At 62.1% G+C, this 20631-nt stretch carries 16 protein-coding genes; 3 read left to right on the plus strand and 13 right to left on the minus strand.

The genetic code is table 11. The features are described from left to right. Window position 1: 1 nt before the first annotated feature. The 6 genes from EX00_RS18095 to EX00_RS18120 form a co-directional block, all read right to left on the minus strand. Window positions 2-1393, minus strand: a complete 1392-nt coding sequence (locus EX00_RS18095) for an amidase (RefSeq protein WP_047460793.1) — start codon at window positions 1391-1393, stop codon at window positions 2-4. A 25-nt stretch (window positions 1394-1418) separates the two neighbouring features. Continuing rightward, window positions 1419-2270, minus strand: a complete 852-nt coding sequence (locus EX00_RS18100; protein WP_404944025.1) for an ABC transporter permease — start codon at window positions 2268-2270, stop codon at window positions 1419-1421. A 2-nt stretch (window positions 2271-2272) separates the two neighbouring features. Further along, the gene (locus EX00_RS18105) at window positions 2273-3226 is read right to left on the minus strand and encodes an ABC transporter permease (RefSeq protein WP_047460798.1); all 954 of its coding nucleotides are present in this window, start codon (window positions 3224-3226) and stop codon (window positions 2273-2275) included. A gap of 48 nt (window positions 3227-3274) precedes the next feature. Beyond that, window positions 3275-4804: an ABC transporter substrate-binding protein gene (locus EX00_RS18110; RefSeq protein WP_047460801.1), complete on the minus strand. Its 1530-nt coding sequence runs from the start codon at window positions 4802-4804 to the stop codon at window positions 3275-3277. Between the two features lie 166 nt (window positions 4805-4970). After that, a complete protein-coding gene (locus tag EX00_RS18115) occupies window positions 4971-5888 on the minus strand; it encodes a LysR family transcriptional regulator (protein ID WP_047460804.1) in 918 nt (305 codons plus the stop codon). A 14-nt stretch (window positions 5889-5902) separates the two neighbouring features. After that, a complete protein-coding gene (locus EX00_RS18120) occupies window positions 5903-6901 on the minus strand; it encodes a P1 family peptidase (protein ID WP_047460807.1) in 999 nt (332 codons plus the stop codon). A gap of 246 nt (window positions 6902-7147) precedes the next feature. Between EX00_RS18120 and EX00_RS18125 the strand changes: the two genes are divergently transcribed. Beyond that, window positions 7148-7636, plus strand: a complete 489-nt coding sequence (locus tag EX00_RS18125) for an AAA family ATPase (RefSeq protein ID WP_047460810.1) — start codon at window positions 7148-7150, stop codon at window positions 7634-7636. A 122-nt stretch (window positions 7637-7758) separates the two neighbouring features. Here the strand turns inward: EX00_RS18125 and EX00_RS18130 are convergent, their stop codons facing one another. From EX00_RS18130 to EX00_RS18155, 6 genes are all read right to left on the minus strand, one after another. Next, entirely contained in the window at window positions 7759-7953 is a 195-nt protein-coding gene (locus EX00_RS18130; RefSeq protein ID WP_007701777.1) for a hypothetical protein, read from the minus strand. 509 nt (window positions 7954-8462) lie between these two features. Then, window positions 8463-11390: an aminotransferase gene (locus tag EX00_RS18135; protein ID WP_047460813.1), complete on the minus strand. Its 2928-nt coding sequence runs from the start codon at window positions 11388-11390 to the stop codon at window positions 8463-8465. Between the two features lie 132 nt (window positions 11391-11522). Continuing rightward, window positions 11523-12080: a hypothetical protein gene (locus EX00_RS18140; protein ID WP_234709050.1), complete on the minus strand. Its 558-nt coding sequence runs from the start codon at window positions 12078-12080 to the stop codon at window positions 11523-11525. 90 nt (window positions 12081-12170) lie between these two features. Further along, on the minus strand, window positions 12171-13007 hold the full coding sequence (gene purU, locus EX00_RS18145) for a formyltetrahydrofolate deformylase (protein WP_047460816.1): 837 nt from the start codon (window positions 13005-13007) through the stop codon (window positions 12171-12173). Between the two features lie 166 nt (window positions 13008-13173). After that, complete coding sequence (locus EX00_RS18150) at window positions 13174-14409, minus strand: hypothetical protein (protein WP_047460820.1); 1236 nt, start codon at window positions 14407-14409, stop codon at window positions 13174-13176. An 86-nt stretch (window positions 14410-14495) separates the two neighbouring features. Continuing rightward, entirely contained in the window at window positions 14496-15575 is a 1080-nt protein-coding gene (locus EX00_RS18155) for a glycoside hydrolase family 5 protein (protein ID WP_047460822.1), read from the minus strand. A 208-nt stretch (window positions 15576-15783) separates the two neighbouring features. Between EX00_RS18155 and EX00_RS18160 the strand changes: the two genes are divergently transcribed. Beyond that, window positions 15784-17457, plus strand: a complete 1674-nt coding sequence (locus tag EX00_RS18160; RefSeq protein ID WP_047460824.1) for a GumC family protein — start codon at window positions 15784-15786, stop codon at window positions 17455-17457. 217 nt (window positions 17458-17674) lie between these two features. Next, the gene (locus EX00_RS18165) at window positions 17675-19663 is read left to right on the plus strand and encodes a polysaccharide biosynthesis protein (protein ID WP_047460826.1); all 1989 of its coding nucleotides are present in this window, start codon (window positions 17675-17677) and stop codon (window positions 19661-19663) included. Here the strand turns inward: EX00_RS18165 and EX00_RS18170 are convergent. Beyond that, a complete protein-coding gene (locus EX00_RS18170; protein WP_047460828.1) occupies window positions 19660-20511 on the minus strand; it encodes a glycosyltransferase family 25 protein in 852 nt (283 codons plus the stop codon). The two genes, EX00_RS18165 and EX00_RS18170, sit on opposite strands and share 4 nt — an antisense overlap. Window positions 20512-20631: the final 120 nt, after the last annotated feature.

Below are 20631 nucleotides of genomic sequence, written 5' to 3' on the forward strand. Positions count from 1 at the left end.
CCTAACCTGGCGCCTTCGGCCAGTTCGTCACACCGCCGGTCCAGGTCTCGAAGGCTTTCGAGAGTTTCAGGACCAGCATGTCGCCGAAACGCGGGCCGACGATCTGCAGGCCGATTGGCATGCCGGAGCGGGAGAAGCCGCAATTGATTGACGAAGCCGGCTGTTCCGACATGTTCCAGGGAACGGTGAAGCCGATATGCTCGAAGGGTAGGGCCGGATCGTTGGTGGGCGAGGCCCATTCGGCCGGATAGGAGACGATCGGATTGGTCGGCGACAGCACCGCGTCGACTTGGGTGAAGAGCTTGCCGCAGGTCTTGCGCATTTCGATCGTCTGGTTGAAGCCGCGCACGGCATCGACGCCGCTGACGTCGGCGCCGCCCTTCGCCCATGTGTGGATAAATGGCAGGATCATCTCCCGGCGCTCTTCGCTCAGGTTGACGATATCGCCCCAGAAACGCGCCCGCCAGAAGACGTCCAGCCCGTCCAGCATCTGCCGCGTCAGCACCGGCGCGACATCGATAACGGTAGCGCCGGCCTCTTCGAAGCGCTTGGCGGCGGCAACGACGGCATCGCGCACCTCGTCATCGACCGGCAGGCCACAGCCGGCATCGAGCATCAGCCCGATCTTCAGCCCGCGCATATCTATATCGAGATCCATCCAGTTGAAGTCGTTTGGCGGCAGGCTGGTGCCGTCGCGCCAGTCGGGACGCGAGAGTGTCGCCATGGATAAGGCGGCGTCCTCGACCGTGCGCGTCATCGGCCCGGCGCAGCGGCCGACATAATAGGGGTCAACGGGGATGCGGCCGTGGCTTGGCTTGAAGCCGAAAATACCGGTCCAGCCGGCGGGCAGGCGCACCGAGCCGCCAATGTCCGTGCCGATATGCAGTGGACCGTAGCCGGCGGCGGCCGCAGCCGAAGCGCCGGCGCTGGAGCCGCCGGGGTTCTGCGAGGGGTCCCAGGGATTGCGGCTGAGCTTGTGGAAGCTGGAGAGACCGGAAGAGAGCATGCCGTAATCGGGGCAGGTGGTCTTGGCGAAGATCACCGCACCATCCTCGCGCATCCGCGCGGCAATCGGCGCGTCCTCGACGGCGGGAACGAGCTCGACGGCCGCCGTGCCGAGCGGCACCGGCTGGCCCTTGGTGGCGATCAATTCCTTGAGCGTCACCGGAATGCCGTCCAGCGGCCCGAGCGGCGCACCCTTGGCCCAGCGCTCGGTGGAGGCGGCGGCCTGCTTGCGCGCGTCCTCCGGATCATAGGCATAGAGGGCGGCGATGGTCGGCTCCCAGGTCGCGATATGCGTTTCCAGCGCCAGCCAGTATTCGCTCGGCGAGAGGCTCTTTGCGGAAAACCTCTCAAGGAGTTGACGGATGGAAAGGTCGGTCGTTTCGGTCATGGTCGATACTCTTCGTGGTCTGAAATCAGCGGCGGGCTTCGCGCGGATCGAGAAGATCTCGCAGGCCGTCGCCGAGCATGTTGAAGCCGAGGACGGAAAGCGCGATCGCCAGGCCCGGCAGGATGGCGAGCCAGGGCGCCAGCCCGAGATAGGTCTGCGCGTCCGCCAGCATCCGTCCCCAGGTCGGGGCCGGGGGCGGCACGCCGAGGCCGAGGAAGCTCAGGCCTGCTTCGGTCAGGATCGCCAGGCCAAGCTGGATCGTCGCCTGCACGATGATGCCGCTCAGGATATTCGGCAGCACATGCCGCGTGGTGATCGAGAAGGGTGTGTTGCCGATGGCGCGCGCCGCCATCACATAGTCGCGGCTCCAGGCCTGCAGCGCCGAGCTCAGCGCCACACGGGCAAAGACGGGAACCATGAAGGTGGCGATGGCGATGATGGCGGTCAGGCGCCCGGTGCCGAGAAACGCCCCGAGGATCATTGCAGACAGGATCGGCGGCAGCGCGAAGATCACGTCGCATGCGCGCATGATTAGCGCCTCGAACAGCCCGCGTTGTGCGGCGGCGGCAACACCGATCATCGTGCCGATCGTGCCGCCGATCGCCACCGCCGACACGGAGATCGACAGCGAATTCCAGCAGCCAGCCATCAGCATCGACAGCACGTCGCGGCCAAGCTGATCGGTGCCGAGAAGACCGAAGCCCAAAGGCGGTTGCAGCTTGTGAATGATCTGCATCTTCGCCGGCGGCAACGGCGTCCAGAACAGTGATAGAACGGCGACGCCGACAAGCGCGAGGATGATGACCGCGCCGACGACGAGATTGGCACGGCACAGCGCACGAAAGCGGGAGCGGCGGGGGGAGGCGGTCTCGACCACGGTCATCGTGCCGCTCCGCTGCGAAGCCTGGGGTCGATGACCAGGTACGAGAGATCGACCAAGAAATTGACGACGATGACCAACCCGGCGAAGAACAGCACGACGTCCTGAAGGACGATAACGTCGCGCTGGCTGAGCGCCTGATAGGCAAGCCGTCCGAGGCCGGGCAGGTTGAAGACGTTCTCGATCAGCACCGCGCCGGCGACGAGGAAGGTGAATTGCAGGCCGAGAATGGTCATCACCGGCATCAGCGCATTGGGCACGACATGCCCCCAGAGCACCGCACTACGGGACAGGCCCTTGGCAATGGCGGTGCGGGCAAAATCCTCATGCAGCGTGTCGAGCACGGCCGAGCGGGTGACGCGGGTCAAGACGCCCGCCTGCGGCAGGGCCAGCGCCACCGCCGGCATGATCAGCGCCTTCAAGGCCGACCATAGGCCATTGCCCCAGCCGGGAAAGCCGACGGCCGGCATCCAGCCGAGCGAGGTGGCGAATAGCAGGATCAGCAACAGCCCCACCCAGAAGCCGGGCACGGCGATGCTCATCTGCGAAAATAGCGTAGCGATGATGTCGAAGACGCCGCCGCGTTTGGCGGCGGCGGCAACGCCAAGCGGCACCGCGATCAGGATGGAAAGCAGGATGGCGAGGACAGCGAGCGGCAGCGTCACGGCTAGCCGTTCGGCGATCAGGCCGGCGACGGGTACGCCATAGGTATAGGACATGCCGAGATTGCCGGTCAGCGCGCCGCCGAGCCACTGGCCGTAGCGGAGGATCAGCGACTGATCGAGGCCCATCTCGTGCCTGAGCGCCGCCAGCGTCTCCGGCGTTGCCGATGTGCCGAGCGTGATGGCGGCGGGATCGCCCGGCAGCAGGGCCATCACCGCGAAAAGCAGCAGCGAAACGGCGATCAGGGTCAGGAAAAGGCCCATGATCCGGCGGGTGAGAAGTACGATCATTGCATGTCCATGGCCGGGTTACGCCCGGCTGCGCGGCGCTGAAAGGGGTCAGTCTTCCCAGGAGACGTTGGTGAGCACGTTCGACGGGATCGGCTCGTTCTCCCAGAGACCTTTCAGCTTCTTGTCCCAGACGCCAAGTTTCGGCATGACGAAGAGGAAGAGCGCCGGCACGTCCTCGGCGAGGATCGTCTGCGCCTGGCCGTAGAGCTTGTTCTGCTCGGCTGGATCGGCGGTGAGCTGCGCCTTCTTCATCAGATCGTTGAAATCAGGGTTCTTATAGTTGAAATAATAGGGGTCGCGCGCATAGATGTCGATGTCGCGCGGCTCTGCATGGGCGACGATGGTCATGTCGTAGTCGCGGCCGGTGAAGACGTCCTGCACCCATTTCGCCGGAAATTCCGTCGGCTCGATATTCATGGTCACGCCGATATCGGCAAACATTGCCTGCATCACCTGCGCGCTTCTCGGCGCATAGGCCATTTGCGGTGTCTTGATGGTAAAGGTGAAACCGTTGGGATAACCGGCTTCGGCGAGCAGCGCCTTGGCCTTGGTGGGGTCAAAGAGCAGTTTGCCGGTCAGATCCTGATAGCCGGGGTCGTTCGGCGTATAGTGGCTGCCGATCGCGGTGCCGAAGCCGGACCAGGCGCCGTCGATCACCGTCTTGCGGTCGAGCGCCATCATCAGCGCCTGGCGCACCCGCTTGTCATCAAAGGGCTTGCGCGTGTTGTTCATGCCGGCGACGACCTTGAGCTCGGTATTGCCGACCTTGGTCATCAGCCTGGGATCACCGTCGAAGGAACTCATCAGCTCGGGCGCGCCGAATTCCGGAAAGGCGTCGAGATCGCCGGCCTTCAGGGCCGCCGCTTCCGCCTGCGGATCGGGAATGAAGCGGAAGGTCACCTTGTCGAGCTTAACAACGACGGATTTGTTCCAGTAGTCCGGGTTCTTGGCAAGTTCGACATGATCGCCCTTGGCCCAGGACGCGAATTTGAACGGACCGGTGCCGACAGGCGTCGTCTTGTCGTTGGCGGTGGATTTCGGACCGACCATGACCGAGGAGGGCCAGCCGAGCCAATAGAGCAAGCTGCCGGTCGGAGAGGAAAGGTGCAGCACCAACGTGTCGGGATCCGGCGTGTCGATCGAGGCGATAGTTGCGAAGAAGCGCTTCTGCGGATTGACGGATTTGGCGTCGCGGGCGCGGTCGAGCGTGAATTTCGCCGCCGCCGAATCGAAGGCCTGGCCGTCATGGAATTTGACGCCGCTTTGCAGCTTGAACGTATAGGTCAGCCCATCGGGGGAAATCTCCCAGCTCTTGGCAAGCTGGGGTATGACCTTGCCGCTCTCGTCGATAGCGACCAGCCCCTCGAAGATGTTCTGCCAGGTCACCTGTCCGATGGCGACGGGGGCGGCGATCGTCGGATCGAGGCCGGTGGGCTCAACTGTCATGCCGAGATTGAGCGTGGTCTTGGCGGCTTCGGCTGATGTCATGCCCATCAGCAGCAGCCCCGCCGAGATCGCGGCGCCACAGGCAAGACGACGGGCAAAATCGCCCAGGCTCGGACGTGAAAACGTGGTCATATCGGTTCCCTTGTTTCAGCTCGCGATCCCGGCTTTTCCCTCCGGCATACGGCCCTTTTTCAAAATAGTGTCATCTCGCAGGCGCACACACAATTATAAAAATGTGTGCTCAGTGTAGCTGATATGGCTACACTGATTTTGCCCGGTTGAAATCCATCGTCTCGGATCAATCGCGCTTCCCCGTGCCGGCGACCTGTTCGCGCATGAAGCGCTCGATGAAGTCGAGAAGCTTGCCGGCGGCAAAGGACAGTTGGCGGTCCGGCGCAACGCAGAGATCGATCGGCGTCCTGATCCCCTTGCCATCGGCGATCGGCAGGGCCACGAGCTGCCCAGCCTGGATTTCCCGTTGCACGGTCAGCGCCGGCAGCATGGTGATCGCCGCTCCTCGCAACACCAGTTCCTTCTGCATCTCCAGCGAGCTGCTCTCGAACACCGGATCGAGTATCAATCCCTCACGCTCGAACAGCGCATCGAAAGCCTGCCGTGCGCCGAAGGAGCGATCGGGCACAGCGAGCGAATGCGCTGCGAGTTCGGCAAGCGAGACCTCTTTGTGTGCCGCCAGCGGATGGCTCGTCGCGGCGATGACGTCATAGGTGATTTCGGAGCGCAGCCGCACCTTGGTTCCCGATAGCGGTGGCGCGAACAATGTCACGGCGATATCGGCCTCGGCGCCGTTGACGGCCTCGATGGCGCTGCGGGCGCTGGTGATGGTCACCTCGAAGCGCAGTTTCGGATAGCGCAGGCTGAATTCGGCGAGCGCCGGCGCCAGCAGGTTGGCGACGGTGGCGCCGCTGGCATAGACGCTGACGCGGCCACGCTGCAATCCCTTCAGGTCTTCGATCAGCTGATGCACATGGTCGAGTTCACGCAGCGTCCGGCCGGCACGCACGGCCAATAGCTCGCCGGCGGCGGTCAGCTTGACGCCACGGGCGCTGCGCTCGACCAGCGGCGTGCCGAAATGATATTCGAGATTTTCGATCTGCCGGCTGATCGCCGTCGGCGCGACGTTCAGGTTTTCCGCCGCCTGGCGCATGGAGTTGGTACGCACCAGCTCGTCGAAATAGATCAGCGCCCGGATCTGCATGGATGGATCTCCGGCTAGGTCGTTCGGTTGGGAAAACGATCCCGCCAAGCCGGCTGCGCGCCTTCGACCGGCAGCGCCGTCGCCTCGTATACGCCGCGAGCAATCGCGCGCGCCATGACGATGGTGGCGAGATGGCAAAGCTCCATGAAGCTCGGCATGTCGTCTCTCGGGTGCTTGGCGGTGGAGGCGGCGAAAACCGTGTCGCCGTCGAGCGGCAGATGCGCCGGCAGAAGCGCGCGGGCAAGGCCGTCATGGCCGCAGATCGACAGGCGATGCGCCTCCGCCTTGGTCAGTTGCGCATCGGTGACGATGGCGCCGATGGTCGTTGCCGTGACATTTCCGCCTTTCAGCCGCAGGCGCGTGTCGATGGTCTCGGGCATGCCGAGCCCGCCGAATTCGCCGTTCTCCTCGAAGGGCGCTGCCCAGAAATGCGATCCGTCGCCGATGGTGGCAGTGCCAAGCGCATTGACGGCGACAATGGCGGCGATCCTATGTCCCCGGCTGCTGACGGCGCTGGCCGAGCCGAGGCCGCCCTTGACCGTCGCCGTCGTTGCGCCGGTGCCGGCGCCGACCGTGCCGAGCGAGAAGACGCCTTTCTTCGCTGCCTTGAAGGCGGCGTAGCCCATGTCGCGATAGGGCGAATAGAGGCCCCAGTCCTTGTTGCCGCCATTGATGAGATCGAAGAGGATCGCCTGCGGCACCAGCGGCACAAGCGCCGTTCCGACCTGAAGGCCGCGCCCGATCTCGCGCAGGCCCGCCTGCACGCCGCCGGCCGCATCGAGCCCGAAGGCCGAGCCGCCCGACAGCACCAGCCCATCGACCGTGCTGACGGTCATCGCCGGATCGAGCAAAGCCGTGTCCCGCCCGCCCGGCGCACCGCCGAGCACGGAGCCGGAGGCAATCGCCGGCTCGTCGAAGATGATGGCGGTGACACCGGAACCGAGTGCAAGGTCGGTGGAATGACCGACGGCGAGGCCGTCGATGTCGGTCAGGAGATTGAGCAGATCAGCCAATGAAAAATCCTTCGCCTCTCGAAGCGGGAGGTTATCATGGCGATAGGATCGCAAAGAACGGGAAAAGACAAGATGGGTTTGTGGGCGGCTGGGCCGCCCCCCTGATGGTTCAAAGACGAAGGTCAGGACTGGCGAGCAACGCCTGTCCTTTGGTGGCACGGTGCTTGGCCATGTGCCCTGGAACGGACTTGAGCCAACGGTCCTGCCGACTTCCAGGCGAGGGACTTTTCCAGTAGGGGCAATGGAATGGGTATCAGAAACTATTTGATAGAAGGCATTTCCGGCACCGGCAAGACGTCAGTCTGCCACGAATTGCGGCGGCGTGGTTGCCATTCGATCAATGGTGACACCGAGTTGGCTTATCAGGGCGATCCGAAGACGGGGGAACCCGTGGACGGATTTGCCCACGAGCATCATATTTGGAACGTGGACAGGGTCAGAGCGCTGGTGGCCGATCAAAGCCATGCCGCATCGTTTTTCTGCGGTGGCTCCCGGAATTTCTCCAGCTTCATTGACTTGTTCGATCGGGTTTTCGTTCTTGAGGTCGATCTGGATACGTTGACCCGACGGCTTGCCGAGAGGCCGGAAACCGAATGGGGCGGAAGATCCGCCGAACGGCAATTTATCAGGCGATTGCACGCAACGAAAGAAGATGTCCCGAAGGGCGGCATCGTGATCGATGCCACTGCGCGGATTGAGCGTGTCGTGGATGAGATTCTGGAAAAGTGCACTTAAACCACGGACGCCCGGCACTCCCGCCAGATCAGCGAAATGACCTGCCATGCTCTTACCCTGAGCTTGTGGAAGGGCGAGGGCGGGTGGTGTGGTGCTGCAAAAGTGGCGGCTAAGCCGATCCATCAAACGTGGATCGGCTTAGCCTGTTGGCGGGAGAGGAGGTCGCGGATGGCGAGCTTCACCTCGTCCGTGTTTCTGAAACGTTGTTCGTCCAGATCGTGGACATGATATTTCACGGCGATGAACTTCAGCCGGTCTTCATCCGGAATGACGATGCCGACGGGAACGCCAGCATATTCGATGACTTGCTTCTTCATAAAAAATACTCCCTCCGCGCCCTAACGGCGCAGACATGGCGAATTGACTGTTTGAATCCGGTAAGGGGACGAACGTCACATTCGACAGCACGGGCGGGAGAGTGCGCCCGAACGGTCATAGCCAAGCACGGACCGCCCAAGGATCGAGGCGATGAATTTAATATTCAGCATGTCACTTCCTTCGTTGGTGTTGTACTTGTTGGGGCTCCGAGAGGAGCCGGTGATCCGGTGTGCTATTGTCTACAACCTGGGTAGAGAATAGCAATTCCATCCTCAGAAACATATTCCGAAAGATGTCAAAATATCGACGATCGGTAAAATATAATTCCGTACCTGGCTAATTGCGGGGTAGGCTGTATCAACCTCCGCGCAACCTCCCGTAGCGGAACGGCATAGCCGATCACCGAGAGACAGATAGGAATTATCGCGAGATTCGACAATCCCCAAAAGGCACTAAAATTTGCGTATCGCTAAATTACCTTAATGGTTAACGGTCGTCGCCAGAGAGGCTAGACGGTGTCTTCCAGAGCCTTTTCCAGGGCTTTGACGAAGAAATCGGCACTCTCGATCGAAAGGCAAAGCGGCGGTTTGATCTTCAACACATTCAGGTGATCGCCGGTCGGCTGCATGATGACGCCGAGATCGAGCAGCCGGTCGCAGATATCAGCCGTTTCTTCCGTGGCGGGCGTCAGCGTCTCGCGGTTGCGCACGAACTCGACGCCGAGATAGAGGCCCGTGCCGTGCACCGCGCCAATCAACGGAAAGCGTTCCATCAGCGCGATCAGTCCCGCCTTCAGATGATCGCCGACCACGCGAGCATTCTCCTGCAGGCCCTCGTCCCTGATGATGTCGAGCACGGTGAGACCGACGACCGAGCTTACCGGGCTGCCGCCGGCCGAGGAGAAGAAATAGCCCTCCTTCTCCAGCGATTCGGCGATCTCTTTGCGGGTGATGACCGCGCCGAGCGGATGACCGTTGCCCATGCCCTTGGCGATGGTGATGATATCCGGCACGACGTCCTGGCTCTCGAAGCCCCAGAAGTGATGGCCGAGCCGGCCGTAGCCCACCTGCACCTCGTCGGCGATGCAGAGGCCGCCGCGCTCGCGCACCGCGGCATAGACGTCGGTAAGATAGCCGTGCGGCAGAGCGATCCCGCCGGCATTGCCATAGACTGGTTCGGCGATAAAGCCGGCAAGGCCGTCGCCCTTCTCGTCGATGGCCTCCAGCACCGTCGTAACGCTGGCCACGTAGTCCGCGCCCGAATCAGGCCCGCGGAATGGCCCGCGATAGGTATTCGGCGACACGACCGGGTGCACCCAGTCCGGCCGTGTCGTCAGCGCCTGCGGATTGTCGGCGATAGAGGTGGAGACGGCGTCGCTTGCTAGCGTCCAGCCGTGATAGGCCTCCAGCAGGCAGAGCATATTTTTCTTGCCCGTATGCGCCCAGGCAAGCCGGATGGCGAGGTCGTTGGCCTCGGAGCCGCTGTTGACCAGGAAGACGCTGTCGAGACCCTCCGGCACCAGCGCCGCCAGCCGCTCGGAAAACTCGGTGACGGCGGCATAGTGGAAGCGGGAGTTGGTGTTGAGCCGCGACCATTGCTGCTCGACCGCCGCCGTCAGGCGCGGATGTGCATGGCCGAGCATGGTGACATTGTTGACCATGTCGAGATAGGCGCGGCCTTCGATGTCGAAGAGGAATTCGCGCCAGCCGCGCTCGATCTGTGGCGGGATCTCGTAATAATGCTTTTGCGGCCTGGCGAAATGTGCCGCGCGCCGGGCAAGCAGGGCCGCGCTGTCTTCTCGCGGTGCTTCGCAGGCTGGGCTCAGAAGGGCAGCGGGCGAGGGGCAGACGGCCGACCAGCCATCGGCCTGATGCGCTGTGGCAAAGAGCGGCGGCACCAGCGATGGAGAGCGGCAGAGCTGCACGCGCAGGCCACCGACCGTCGAGCCTTCGCCGGCGATGGTGCCGATGGCAGCGCCCTGCTCGATCTCGGCACCCTCTTCCAGCGGGCAATCGATGCCGTCGAGGTGCAGGCTGACCACCTCGCTCACCAGAACCAGATGCTGGCCGTCCCATTGGATGCGTCCGGCAAACGGGGCTGTAACCGTCGTTCCGGCGGGCAGGCAGACATCGCTATGCAGCGCGAAATTCTGTGGCGGCGTCATGCCGAGGAGATCGGCGCGCGACAGGCGGAATTCGCCATAGCGCGTTGCCGCCGTGCCGGAGGCGGTTGCCTCTTTGGCAAGCAGTCGCCAGTCCATGTCCGGCTTCTGCCAATTGCCGTCGGTAAAATGCGGGCTGGTTGCGGAAAGATCGACGGCGGCGATGGTGTCGGGCGCGATATCCGGTAGCAGCGCCGACCAGCCCTCGGTGGCGATCGGGGCGACGTCGAAGCCGACGGCGCGCAGGATCGCTGCTTCCATCACGTCCGGATCGGCGCCGGTGGCGACGTCGAAAATCTCGCGTTCATGCTCGAGATTGCCGCGCACGTAGTCGTTTTCGGGGTCGATGGCGAGCTGTTGCTCGCCGCTGGCGGCAAGGATCACGGCGCGGGCGACGATCAGCGGCCACAGCGCCTTCAACTCGGCTTCCTCGAGCGGATAGACCGCGTGATAGGCCTTGATGGCGGGAAGGATGACGAAGGGATCGCCTTCGGCATGGTGCAGCAGCGAGGCGCAGGTGACGGCGAGGTCGCCCACCAGCCAACCCTGGATGATGTCTCCGAAATCGATCACCCCGTCCGGGATCGGCTGGCCATGCGCGTCAGGATGGCAGACGACATTGTCGTCGGTGACGTCGTGGTGGACGGGCTGCACGCGAAGCCCGCCGGCGAGCGGCTGGATGCGCTTGACGGCCGAGACCATCGCCTTGGCGATGCGGTCGCGCGCATCGTGGTCCGTGATCGCCGACAGCAGCTGCACGGCGACAGGGCCGGCCCGGCGCAGGTCCCATTGCAGATTGCGATGGAGGCCGGGATGGTTGAAATCAGCGAGGTCGCGGGCGAGCCGCGCCGACAGGGTGCCGAGCGCCGAGACCGCGGCGAGCGACAGATGCTTGCGCCGCGTCAGCGATTGGCCGGGGAGGTAGCCGAGCAGCCGGATAAGATAATCCTGCTCGCGGACGGTGACGGCAAGAATATCCCGGCCGTTCAGCGACGGCACGATATTGGGGACACGCGGCGCATCCGGTTTGGCGTGCAGGTGGCGGATGGCGGCATTCTGCGCCTCCAGCTCCACCGTGTCATATTCCGTGCGGCAGACCTTTAGAACATAGTTGTTCGTACCGGTATCGACGCGGTAGTTGCGGTCCTGCTGGCTGCCGAGTTCGGTGAGTGTTCCTGTCAGGCCATAATGCGTCCGCAGGAGGTCAGCTGCTTCCTCCGGCGTGATGTCCGGTCTTGGCAGTTGCATACGATTGACGAGCGCGGCGTCGGTCATGGCTCCCCCGGATGGTTCATCTCCGTCGACACTAAACCATTCCGTCCTAAAGATAATCCCCGAAAACGAACAGGGCGATCGGACAATAGGATGGAAGATAGGCCACTGATCGCGCCTGCCTAGATGCAGACGTCACTCAACCTCGATCGAATAGCTGCAGCCGGCCAGCGTCTTGCCGGGATGGTTGTTGACGGTCGAGATATTGAGGGTTATGCGCGAATGCAGCACCGTGTCGGAGTTTTCCAGTTGCTCCTTGCTGGAGACGATCTCTTTTTCGCCGAGGAACTTGCCCGGCGTGTCAACCGTGGCGTTAACGCCAAGCTGCTTGGCGAGCGGATGCGGATCGGCCTCATCGAGCACGGCCAGCGGACCGGAGGGGGCGAAGGCGACCCTGTCGGTCTGTCGGCCGAAAACGATGATCGGCTTCTCCAGCTTGAATTCCCGCAGCATGAGATTGTCGGATGGCAGCTCGGTGATGCCCATCCGCTTCATCGCCTCGACGCTCTCAGGCCCGGTCAGCCACATGGCAAAGCCGTTGTAACTCGGCACGTCATAGCTGGTGCATTCGACCAGCTTGGCGAGATCGACCTTCGAAGGATCCTCCTCCAATGTCGCTGCGATCGAGACCTGCGCGGTTACGAGCATGACGAGGGCCGAAAGCGGCAGGATTCTATCCAGATATGGCGGCAATTTCCCCTCCGCACTGCGATTCGATATCGGCCGTATTAGATCGTATTTTGGAGGGGAAAGAAAACAGGGGTTGGTGGCGTCGGCCGCGTCTTACCCCATCCGCTCGGAGGCATAGCTTCCCGGGCTTGCCGGGAAGACGATGGTGCGGTTGCCGTTGAGGAAGGTGCGGTAGTGGATATGGGCATGGATGGCCCGCGCCAGCACCTGGCTCTCGACATCCCGGCCGATCGAGACATAATCGTCCGCCGACTGCGCATGGGTGATGCGTGCCGTGTCCTGCTCGATGATCGGACCTTCGTCCAGATCCGCCGTCACATAATGCGCCGTCGCTCCGATCAGCTTCACACCGCGCTCATAGGCCTGCTTGTAGGGATTGGCGCCCTTGAAGCTCGGCAGGAAGGAATGGTGGATGTTGATGATCCGGCCGGACATCTTTTGGCACATCGAATCCGACAGGATCTGCATGTAGCGGGCGAGCACGATCAGTTCCGTGCCGGTCTGCTCGACCACCTCCATGATCCGGGCTTCCGCCTGCGGCTTGTTGGCCTTGGTCACCGGAATATGGTGGAAGGGGATGTCATGATTGACCACCACCTTCTGATATTCGAAATGGTTGGAGACGACGCCGACGATGTCGATCGGCAGGGCGCCGATCTTCCAGCGGTAGAGCAGGTCATTCAGACAATGGCCGAAGCGCGACACCATCAGCAGCACCTTCATGCGCTTCTGGGTATCGTGGATCTCGGCCTCCATCTCGAACTTGCCTGCATGATCACAATTGACGCGCATGAAGAACTTGCCGGTATCGAGATCGTCGAACTGGCTGGAGTCGACGATGTTGCAGCCCTGATCCGCCAGATAATTGGCAATCGCCGCAACAATCCCACGTGTCGAGCGGCACGATACCGTGAGTACGAAATGCGTCATATCTCTTCTCTCTTCCGCCGGGGTGCCCGCTTGCTTTGGCGCCCGCCTGCTTAAATCAAATCGAAACTATGGGGAATATGCCCCTCAACCATGTTTCCACGGCTACTTTAGGCAAGATGATGGGAAAAACCGTTCCCGTTGCGCCTTCGAACGGCGCATCCCCGCCTTAGCTGTTGGTGGCGAGCGAGAGCCTCTGCGGCTGCTTTGCCTGCGTGCCCTCGTTAAACTTCAGGAAGCCCACCAACAGCCAGACCAGCCCGGCCGTCTTCATCGAAAAGATGGCCGTTGAGCCGATCATCAGGTTCAGGAACAGGAAGAGGGAAAGAGCGTGGCCGAGCCGCCGCTGGTTGACGGTCTCGCCTCCGGGATAGAGCGAGGCATAGAGCCAGAACAGGATCAGGCCGAAGATGGTGGCGCCGTATATGATGTAGACATAGCCGCTGTCGTAGAAGATGCCGACCTGATCGAGCTGCAGGCCGATGGTGCTCTGCAGGTCCATGCCGAGGAAGGCCCGCACCGTACCGTTGATGCGACCGACGAAATTGTCGCCGGTAACGCCCGGCTTGAGGGCGTTGATGACGAAGCCGACGAGGATGATCACGGGCATCGTCATTAGGTCGAGCATCTTTGGAAGCCAGGGATAGATGAAATAGCCGGCAATGCTGATGAGACTGAAAATCAGCATCGTGCGCGTGTCATTTGTCAGCAGGATCAGAACAACGGTCGATATGAACAGCACTCTGTCGGACAGCCGTAGCCGGCCGGAGAAGCTGATCAGGTAGAGGACCATCACGCCGCAGAAATTGGCAAGCGACACCTGCTCCAGAAAGATGGAGGACGATCGATGGTCTATCAGGCCGAAGGAGAACCGCCCCTCGAACCCCAGCGCGCCACGGAACAGACCGATATCGCTGTAGGTGGCCGGCGGCACACCGCGCGTGTTCTGGAAATATTCGGCCGGATGAAAGAGCGCGACATATTCCGTCACCGACACGATTTCGCAGATGAGCACGGCGAGCACGGCAATGCAGGAAATCCTGAACGCCAGCTTCAGCGTGCGCTCGTTGCAAAGCCTGCCCATGATGGAAAACACAAAGATGATCATCACGTTGCGAAGGTGATCGACATAGGGCTGCTTGTTGATGGCGATGACGAAGACCGTCAGCACGATGGTCAGGAGCAGATAGAGGAGCGGCGCCATATCCTCCTCATAAATCCCCTTCTTCAGGATATAGGCAAAGCTTGCCACCTGCAGGAGCACTTCGCTCATCACCACGGCGTTTGGCGTCAGCGGCGTGATGTTGTGATTGATGAAGGCAAGGATGCTATTATACAGGACCGCGAGCAGCGAAATGGCGAGAATGACGTAGTTTATGGGCTGCATTTCGCCTGAGCTTTGCATGAAATATCCGGGGTCGTGGCGTCTCTGGCCGTGAGTACCATATCAGGCTGATGATTCGCGGCAAAGCGCCGGACGCTTACCGCCCATCAGTTTGCAGGCTTGATGAGGACGCATGACGGCGCCAGTGGGGCCTTCCTGCTCAGGCCATCCGCCAGCACCTTCATTTGCGGCTTGTCACGGCCGTTGTGCGGCTGGACGTTCAGTGGCTCGTCCGGCGCCCACCAGTCGCCGGCCGCCCAGTAGCTCCAGCCGAGCCAGACGTCGCTGTTGGTGTTCATGACGCCGAGCACCTGCTTGAGGCCCGCAAGACAGCCATCATTCCCGGCCACGCCGAATTCTCCGAGAAAGCCACGCTTGCCGTTCTTGCGCAGCCAGCCGGTGACGTCGTTCATACCTTTGCTGGCACTGTCGCTGCCGTCGCAGGCCGGATGCGTGCCGGAGCTGTCCGCATCGAGATATTGATGGAATTCGAAGGCGTAGAAATCGAGTGGGTCCTTGACGCCGAGCATGACTGTGCCGTTCGCGCCGCCGCCAAGCACATCGGCGGACCAGCTGTGGGCGCCGGTCCAGTTCGTGCCGGGCACGAGGACGAGGTTACGGGCGCCGACGGTGCGGATGCTGCGGATGGCCATGTTGGCCAGCTCCAGCCAATCGGGTGCCTTGATATCGTGCGGCTCGTTCATCAGGCCGAAAGCGACGCCCTTGCGATTGGCGAACTCGACGGCGAGCCGCGCCCAGAAATCGCCGAAAGCAAGATCGCCCGCCGGCACCTGCGGGAGCTGGGTCTTGTCGTAGTAGCCGTAATTATGCGGATCGAGGATAACGGCCATGCCATGCTTTTGAATGAGGTCGACGGCATCCTTGAGGCCTTGCAGCTCCTTGCCATCGAATGGTTGGCTCAACACTGGCTGCAGCCGCTCCCAGCGGAAGGGCAGGCGCACCACGTTCATGCCCTTGCCCGCGAAATAGCGCACCGTGTCTTCGGAAGGGTAGATATAATTGGTACCAAGCACGCCACCACGATCGCCATATTCGGCCCCGGAGAGATTGATGCCGCGATAACAGAGCTGCGACGCGGCAAGGCTGGTGCCGGGCTGGGCGGCGAAGGCGAGCAGAAGCACGGCTGCGAATGATCGGCGCAGCAGTCTCGTCATCGGTCCGGCCATTGCAAGCTCCCGTTTTTCCTGTCGCCTGTCGGCCAGCTTCATAGGCCTGCCCGGTTGAATATTGATGAAGACGAGGGCTCAACGGCGTCTTGCCGACGTTTGCCGGGGACATTCCTGGGAATGTCCTTAATGGTCCGTTAGCCAAACATTTCTAAACTCCGGCATCTGCTGTGCGGGATCCGCGCGAGCGGGTCCCTGGAAGTCTGGTATGAGTTCATTGGAACGAAACAAGCGATCGAGCCACTTTCCGAGTTGGCGCAGCAACGAGCCGTCCGAAGGGCAGGGCGAAGGCCTGCGCCTGCGCGGCCCCGTGCTGCGGCCGCGGGATTTCGTCCATGAGGTCCAACCCGTCGCCTCCGAGCAGCCGGCCGATGCCGCAAAGCCGGCAATCCCGACGCCTCCGGAACCGCCGAGTGCGATCGAGCCCGTGCCTAAAGCCGCCCTGCCGCCGACGATCAAACCAACCGTGGCTGCGGCAATCCCGGCTGCCGAGCCGTCCGTCGTCGCTGCGCCACCAGCAGCTTCGCCGGCGCCCGTTGCCGACACGCCGCTTCTCGACCTGCGCTCTGCCGTCCGTTCGATCTGGGCGAAAAAGTACGTGGTCCTGGCGCTTGCCGTGGCCGGGGCCGTGCTGGGCACGGCCGTCATTCCGATGTTGCCGCAGAAATTCACGGCCGAGACCAGCCTCTATTTCGATCCTCGTCAAACCGGCGGCGGCGATTCGTCCCAGTCCCCGCCGATCGCGCCGGAACTGATCCTGACGATGATCGACAGCCAGACGCAGATCCTGTCCTCCGGCAAGGTATTGGGCCGGGTCGTCGAGGCGCTGAAGCTCGATCAGGATCCGCAATTTAATGGCGGCGCCAGTGGTGACGCGGCGAAATATATGGCGGCAACGGTGCTGGCGAAGGCCGTGCAGATCGCCCGCGAGGCCAGCACCTATGTCGTGTCGCTGAAGGTGACGACGCGCGATCCGCAAAAGTCGGCCGGGATTGCCAACCAGCTTGTCGCATCCTTCATCGAGGAGGAAAGCAAGGCGGCGGCGAACAGCTATCAGACCAGCAATACCGCGCTGGATGGCAGGCTCGAGGATCTGCGTGAGCAGGTGCGAGCCGCCGAAAAGGCGGCCGAGGCCTATCGCGCCGATAACGACATGGTCGCTGTCGCGGGCAACCTGATGTCCGACAAGCGCCTGACCGCGCTCAACGACATGCTGGTGGTCGCTCAGCAAAAGACGATCGAGGCGAAGGCGCGCGCCGATGCCGCCGACAGGCTGAGCTTCACGGACGTCGTGTCCAACGGTCCGTCGGCCACGGCGACAGCCGCGTCCACGCCGCTGAGCAGCCTGCGCCAGCAATATGCCGTGCTTGCCGCCAATGTCGGCAGCCTGCAAAGCCAGCTGGGCGCCCGTCATCCACGCCTGCTTGCCGCCAAATCTTCGCTGGATAGTCTCTCGGTCGAGATCCGCAGCGAGTTGCAGCGCCAGACAACCTCGGCTCGCGCCGATTACGATCAGGCGCAGAAAGCCGAGCAGGATATCGCCAAGGAGCTGGCGGTGCAGAAAGCATCGCAGGTCAATACCTCCGGCAAGCTGGTCGGCCTCAACGAACTCGAGCGCAAGGCCGCGGCCGCTCGCGACGCGTACCAGGCAGTGCTGAAGCGGTCCGGCCAGACAAGCGACGCCCGGGATCTGTCGCAGAGCAATATCCGGGTCATTTCCGAAGCCGAACCGCCGCTGACGGCGGACGGGCCGAGCCGGAAGGTGATGATGGTGGCCGGATTGATCGCCGGCGCATTGTTCGGCATGGGGCTCGGCATGGCCTTTGCCGTCCTCGCCGGCCTGTTCCGGCATCCGGTCATCCGCGGATATCTCGGGAAGTAACTTTTGTTGCCATCTTTTTGCGACAAGTGCCTGTTTCAAGATCAGGGATGCATTTGCGCGCCGGCTGTTCTAAAAGTGAATGGACGCAGAGAATGTTTGCATTTTGCTAATGGAAGCATAAAGACAATCATGCTGTGTCGTGTAATACATGGTGGTGCAATTTATGCGAGAGAAGCGGTATGCTGGTCCGTCGACCGGCGCCAGGGGAAATTGACCGATGGTGCCCGCGGATAAGCTTGTTCTGCCGTTCCTGGCGCTGCCGCGCTCGACCAAGCGCGCGCTGGCGCTGCTTGTCGATGCCAGCCTGTGCGTTCTGACGGTCTGGTTTGCCTATTGTCTCCGCCTGGACGACTGGGTGATCCTGGAGGGTGTCGAATGGCTGCCCGCCATCGTTTCTCTCCTTGTCGCCATCCCGATCTTCATCGTGCTTGGCCTGTATCGTGCCATTTTCCGCTATGCCGGCATGTCGGCCTTCATGACGGTCGTCAAGGCGGTGGCGATCTATGCGCTCGCCTTCATGACCATCTTCACCGCGATCAGCGTGCCCGGCGTGCCCCGCACCGTCGGTATCCTGCAGCCTCTGCTGCTTCTGATCGCCATCGGCCTGTCGCGCATGTGGACGCGTTACTGGCTCGGCAATGCCTATCAGCGGCTATTGAACCGCAACCAGCTCGGCAAGGTGTTGATCTACGGCGCCGGCGCCTCCGGCCGCCAGCTTTCCGGCGCGCTTGCCAACAGCGCCGAACTGAATGTCGTCGGCTATCTCGATGACGACCGGAATTTGCATGGCAGCATCATGGGCGGCCTGCCGATCTACGATCCCACCGATCTGCCGGCGCTTGTGGTTTCCGGTGACATCAAGGGCGTGCTGCTTGCCCTGCCGAATGCGACGCGGCAGCGCCGCAACGAGATCCTCGAAGACATGCGCAAGGCGCGCGTCACCGTGCGCACCATGCCGGACCTGACGGCGCTCGCCCAGGGGCGCGTCGCCGTCTCCGACCTCCGCGAACTCGATATCGAAGACTTGCTTGGCCGCAACGTGATCGTGCCCGATCGCGCCCTGATCGACAAGAACATTCATGGCAAGGTCGTCATGGTGACCGGTGCGGGCGGCTCGATCGGCAGCGAACTCTGCCGGCAGATCCTAAAGAACGGCCCTTCCTGTCTGCTGCTGGTGGAACAGAACGAATTCGGGCTCTACGCCATTCATGGTGAGCTGGAGAAAACGGCCGCGACGGCGGGAAACAGCGATATTCGCATCATCCCCTTCCTGGCCTCCATCCGCGACGGCCGGCGGCTCAGGCAGATCATGGAAGCCTGGCGGCCGAAGACCGTCTATCACGCCGCCGCCTACAAGCATGTGCCGCTTGTCGAATACAATCCCGTCGAGGGCATTCGCAACAATGTTTTGGGAACGGTGACCACCGCGCAGGTGGCGCGCGATTGCGGCGTCGAGGACTTCGTGCTGATCAGCACCGACAAGGCTGTGCGCCCGACCAATATCATGGGCGCCAGCAAGCGGTTGGCGGAGATGGTGCTGCAGGCGATGGATGCGGACCGCAAGCCCGGCGCCGCCGGCACCAATTTCGCCATGGTCCGTTTCGGCAATGTGCTTGGCTCCTCCGGCTCCGTCGTGCCACTCTTCCGTCAGCAGATCCGCGATGGCGGCCCGATTACGCTGACGCATCCCGACATCACTCGTTATTTCATGACCATCCCCGAGGCATCGCAGCTTGTCATCCAGGCCGGCGCCATGTCCGGCGGCGGTGACGTTTTCCTGCTCGACATGGGCGAGCCGGTGCGCATCGCCGATCTCGCGCGCCGCATGGTGGAACTGTCCGGTCTGACGGTCAGGGATGAAGACGAGCCGGAAGGCGATATCGAATTGGAGATCACCGGCCTGAGGCCGGGCGAGAAACTCTATGAAGAGCTGCTGATCGGCGACAATCCGCAGGCGACGGGCCATCCGCGCATCATGCGGGCCAAGGAAGACTTCCTGCCCTGGTCGGAACTGTCAAAGAAACTTGCCGCGCTCGAGGCAGCACTCGACGAAAATGACGTACCGTTGGCGAGAGGCTTGCTCCAGAATCTGGTGTCCGGCTATGCGCCGAGTGGCGAGGTGGTCGACCTGGTCTTCCGCGAGCGGGAAATGGATTTGCCCCTCGGCGAGCCGGATTTCAACAACGTCGCGCGGCTGTTGCCCTAACGCTTCGTACTCTCCGTGGGTGGCTGGGGCTTGGCCTTCACGGTATAGTGCCAGCGATGCAGCTGATCGCAGACGCGGAACCAGTGTGCCGTCGCCCGCAACAGGAAATGCCGCTTCACGGCGCGGTAGTGAACGCGCTTGCCGATCGTCGTATCGGCACGATGCGGACTGAAATCCGCAAGGTTTTCGAGGGTGGAGAAGGTTTCAACCCCGGTTGACCAGCCGCGCTCAAGGGCGACATCGTAGGGCAAAAGCATCGGCTTCAGCGTGGCCAGCAGCTTCTTCGCCGCGGACCGGTTGACGATGTAGCACGCGGCCGACCCTTGTGGGCCGTGCATGCAGCGGCCGACGATGTCGTTTTCCGTAGTTTCCGATAGCGGCTTGAAGCCGACCAGCCGATGGTTGACGAGTTTCACCAGGCGCGCGCCACAAACGCTGTCCATCGCCGACAATGCGCGCGGGATCAGCCTTTCGTTGAGTTCGACATCATCCTCCATGATGATGGCCATCTTGTCGCCGCTGTCTATGAACTGCTGAAGGGCAAGCAAATGGCTGCGGTAGCAGCCATATTCACCGGCCAACAGCTTGCGCCCGTTGTGATAGACGAATTGCTGCGGCTGGAAATCAAGGCGGTCGCCTTCCGGAATCTTAGCTCCGTCAATCGCGGTAACCCGCACGACAGTCAGACCATATCGCGCTGCCTGCCCGCGCAGTCTTTCCCAACGTTCATGCGAACGATCGAGATTGATGACATAGATGCGGACCTGCTGTGCCAGACTGTCTGTGCCGGGTGCCTGCGCGTGTTCGATGATCCGATTGGCCTGTTCGAGAATTACCTTTACTCCCACAAATAGAAATCTCGACAACACTAAACTATAGCGACAGCCCCACCAATATATAACAAGGTTCTTACTTTTCCGAAACTCGGATTGCGCGTGTTCGAGGTAAAAGCATTTTCACCGCCGTAA

Source organism: Martinezella rhizogenes (assembly GCF_000799715.1).
Taxonomy (GTDB): domain Bacteria; phylum Pseudomonadota; class Alphaproteobacteria; order Rhizobiales; family Rhizobiaceae; genus Rhizobium; species Rhizobium rhizogenes_C.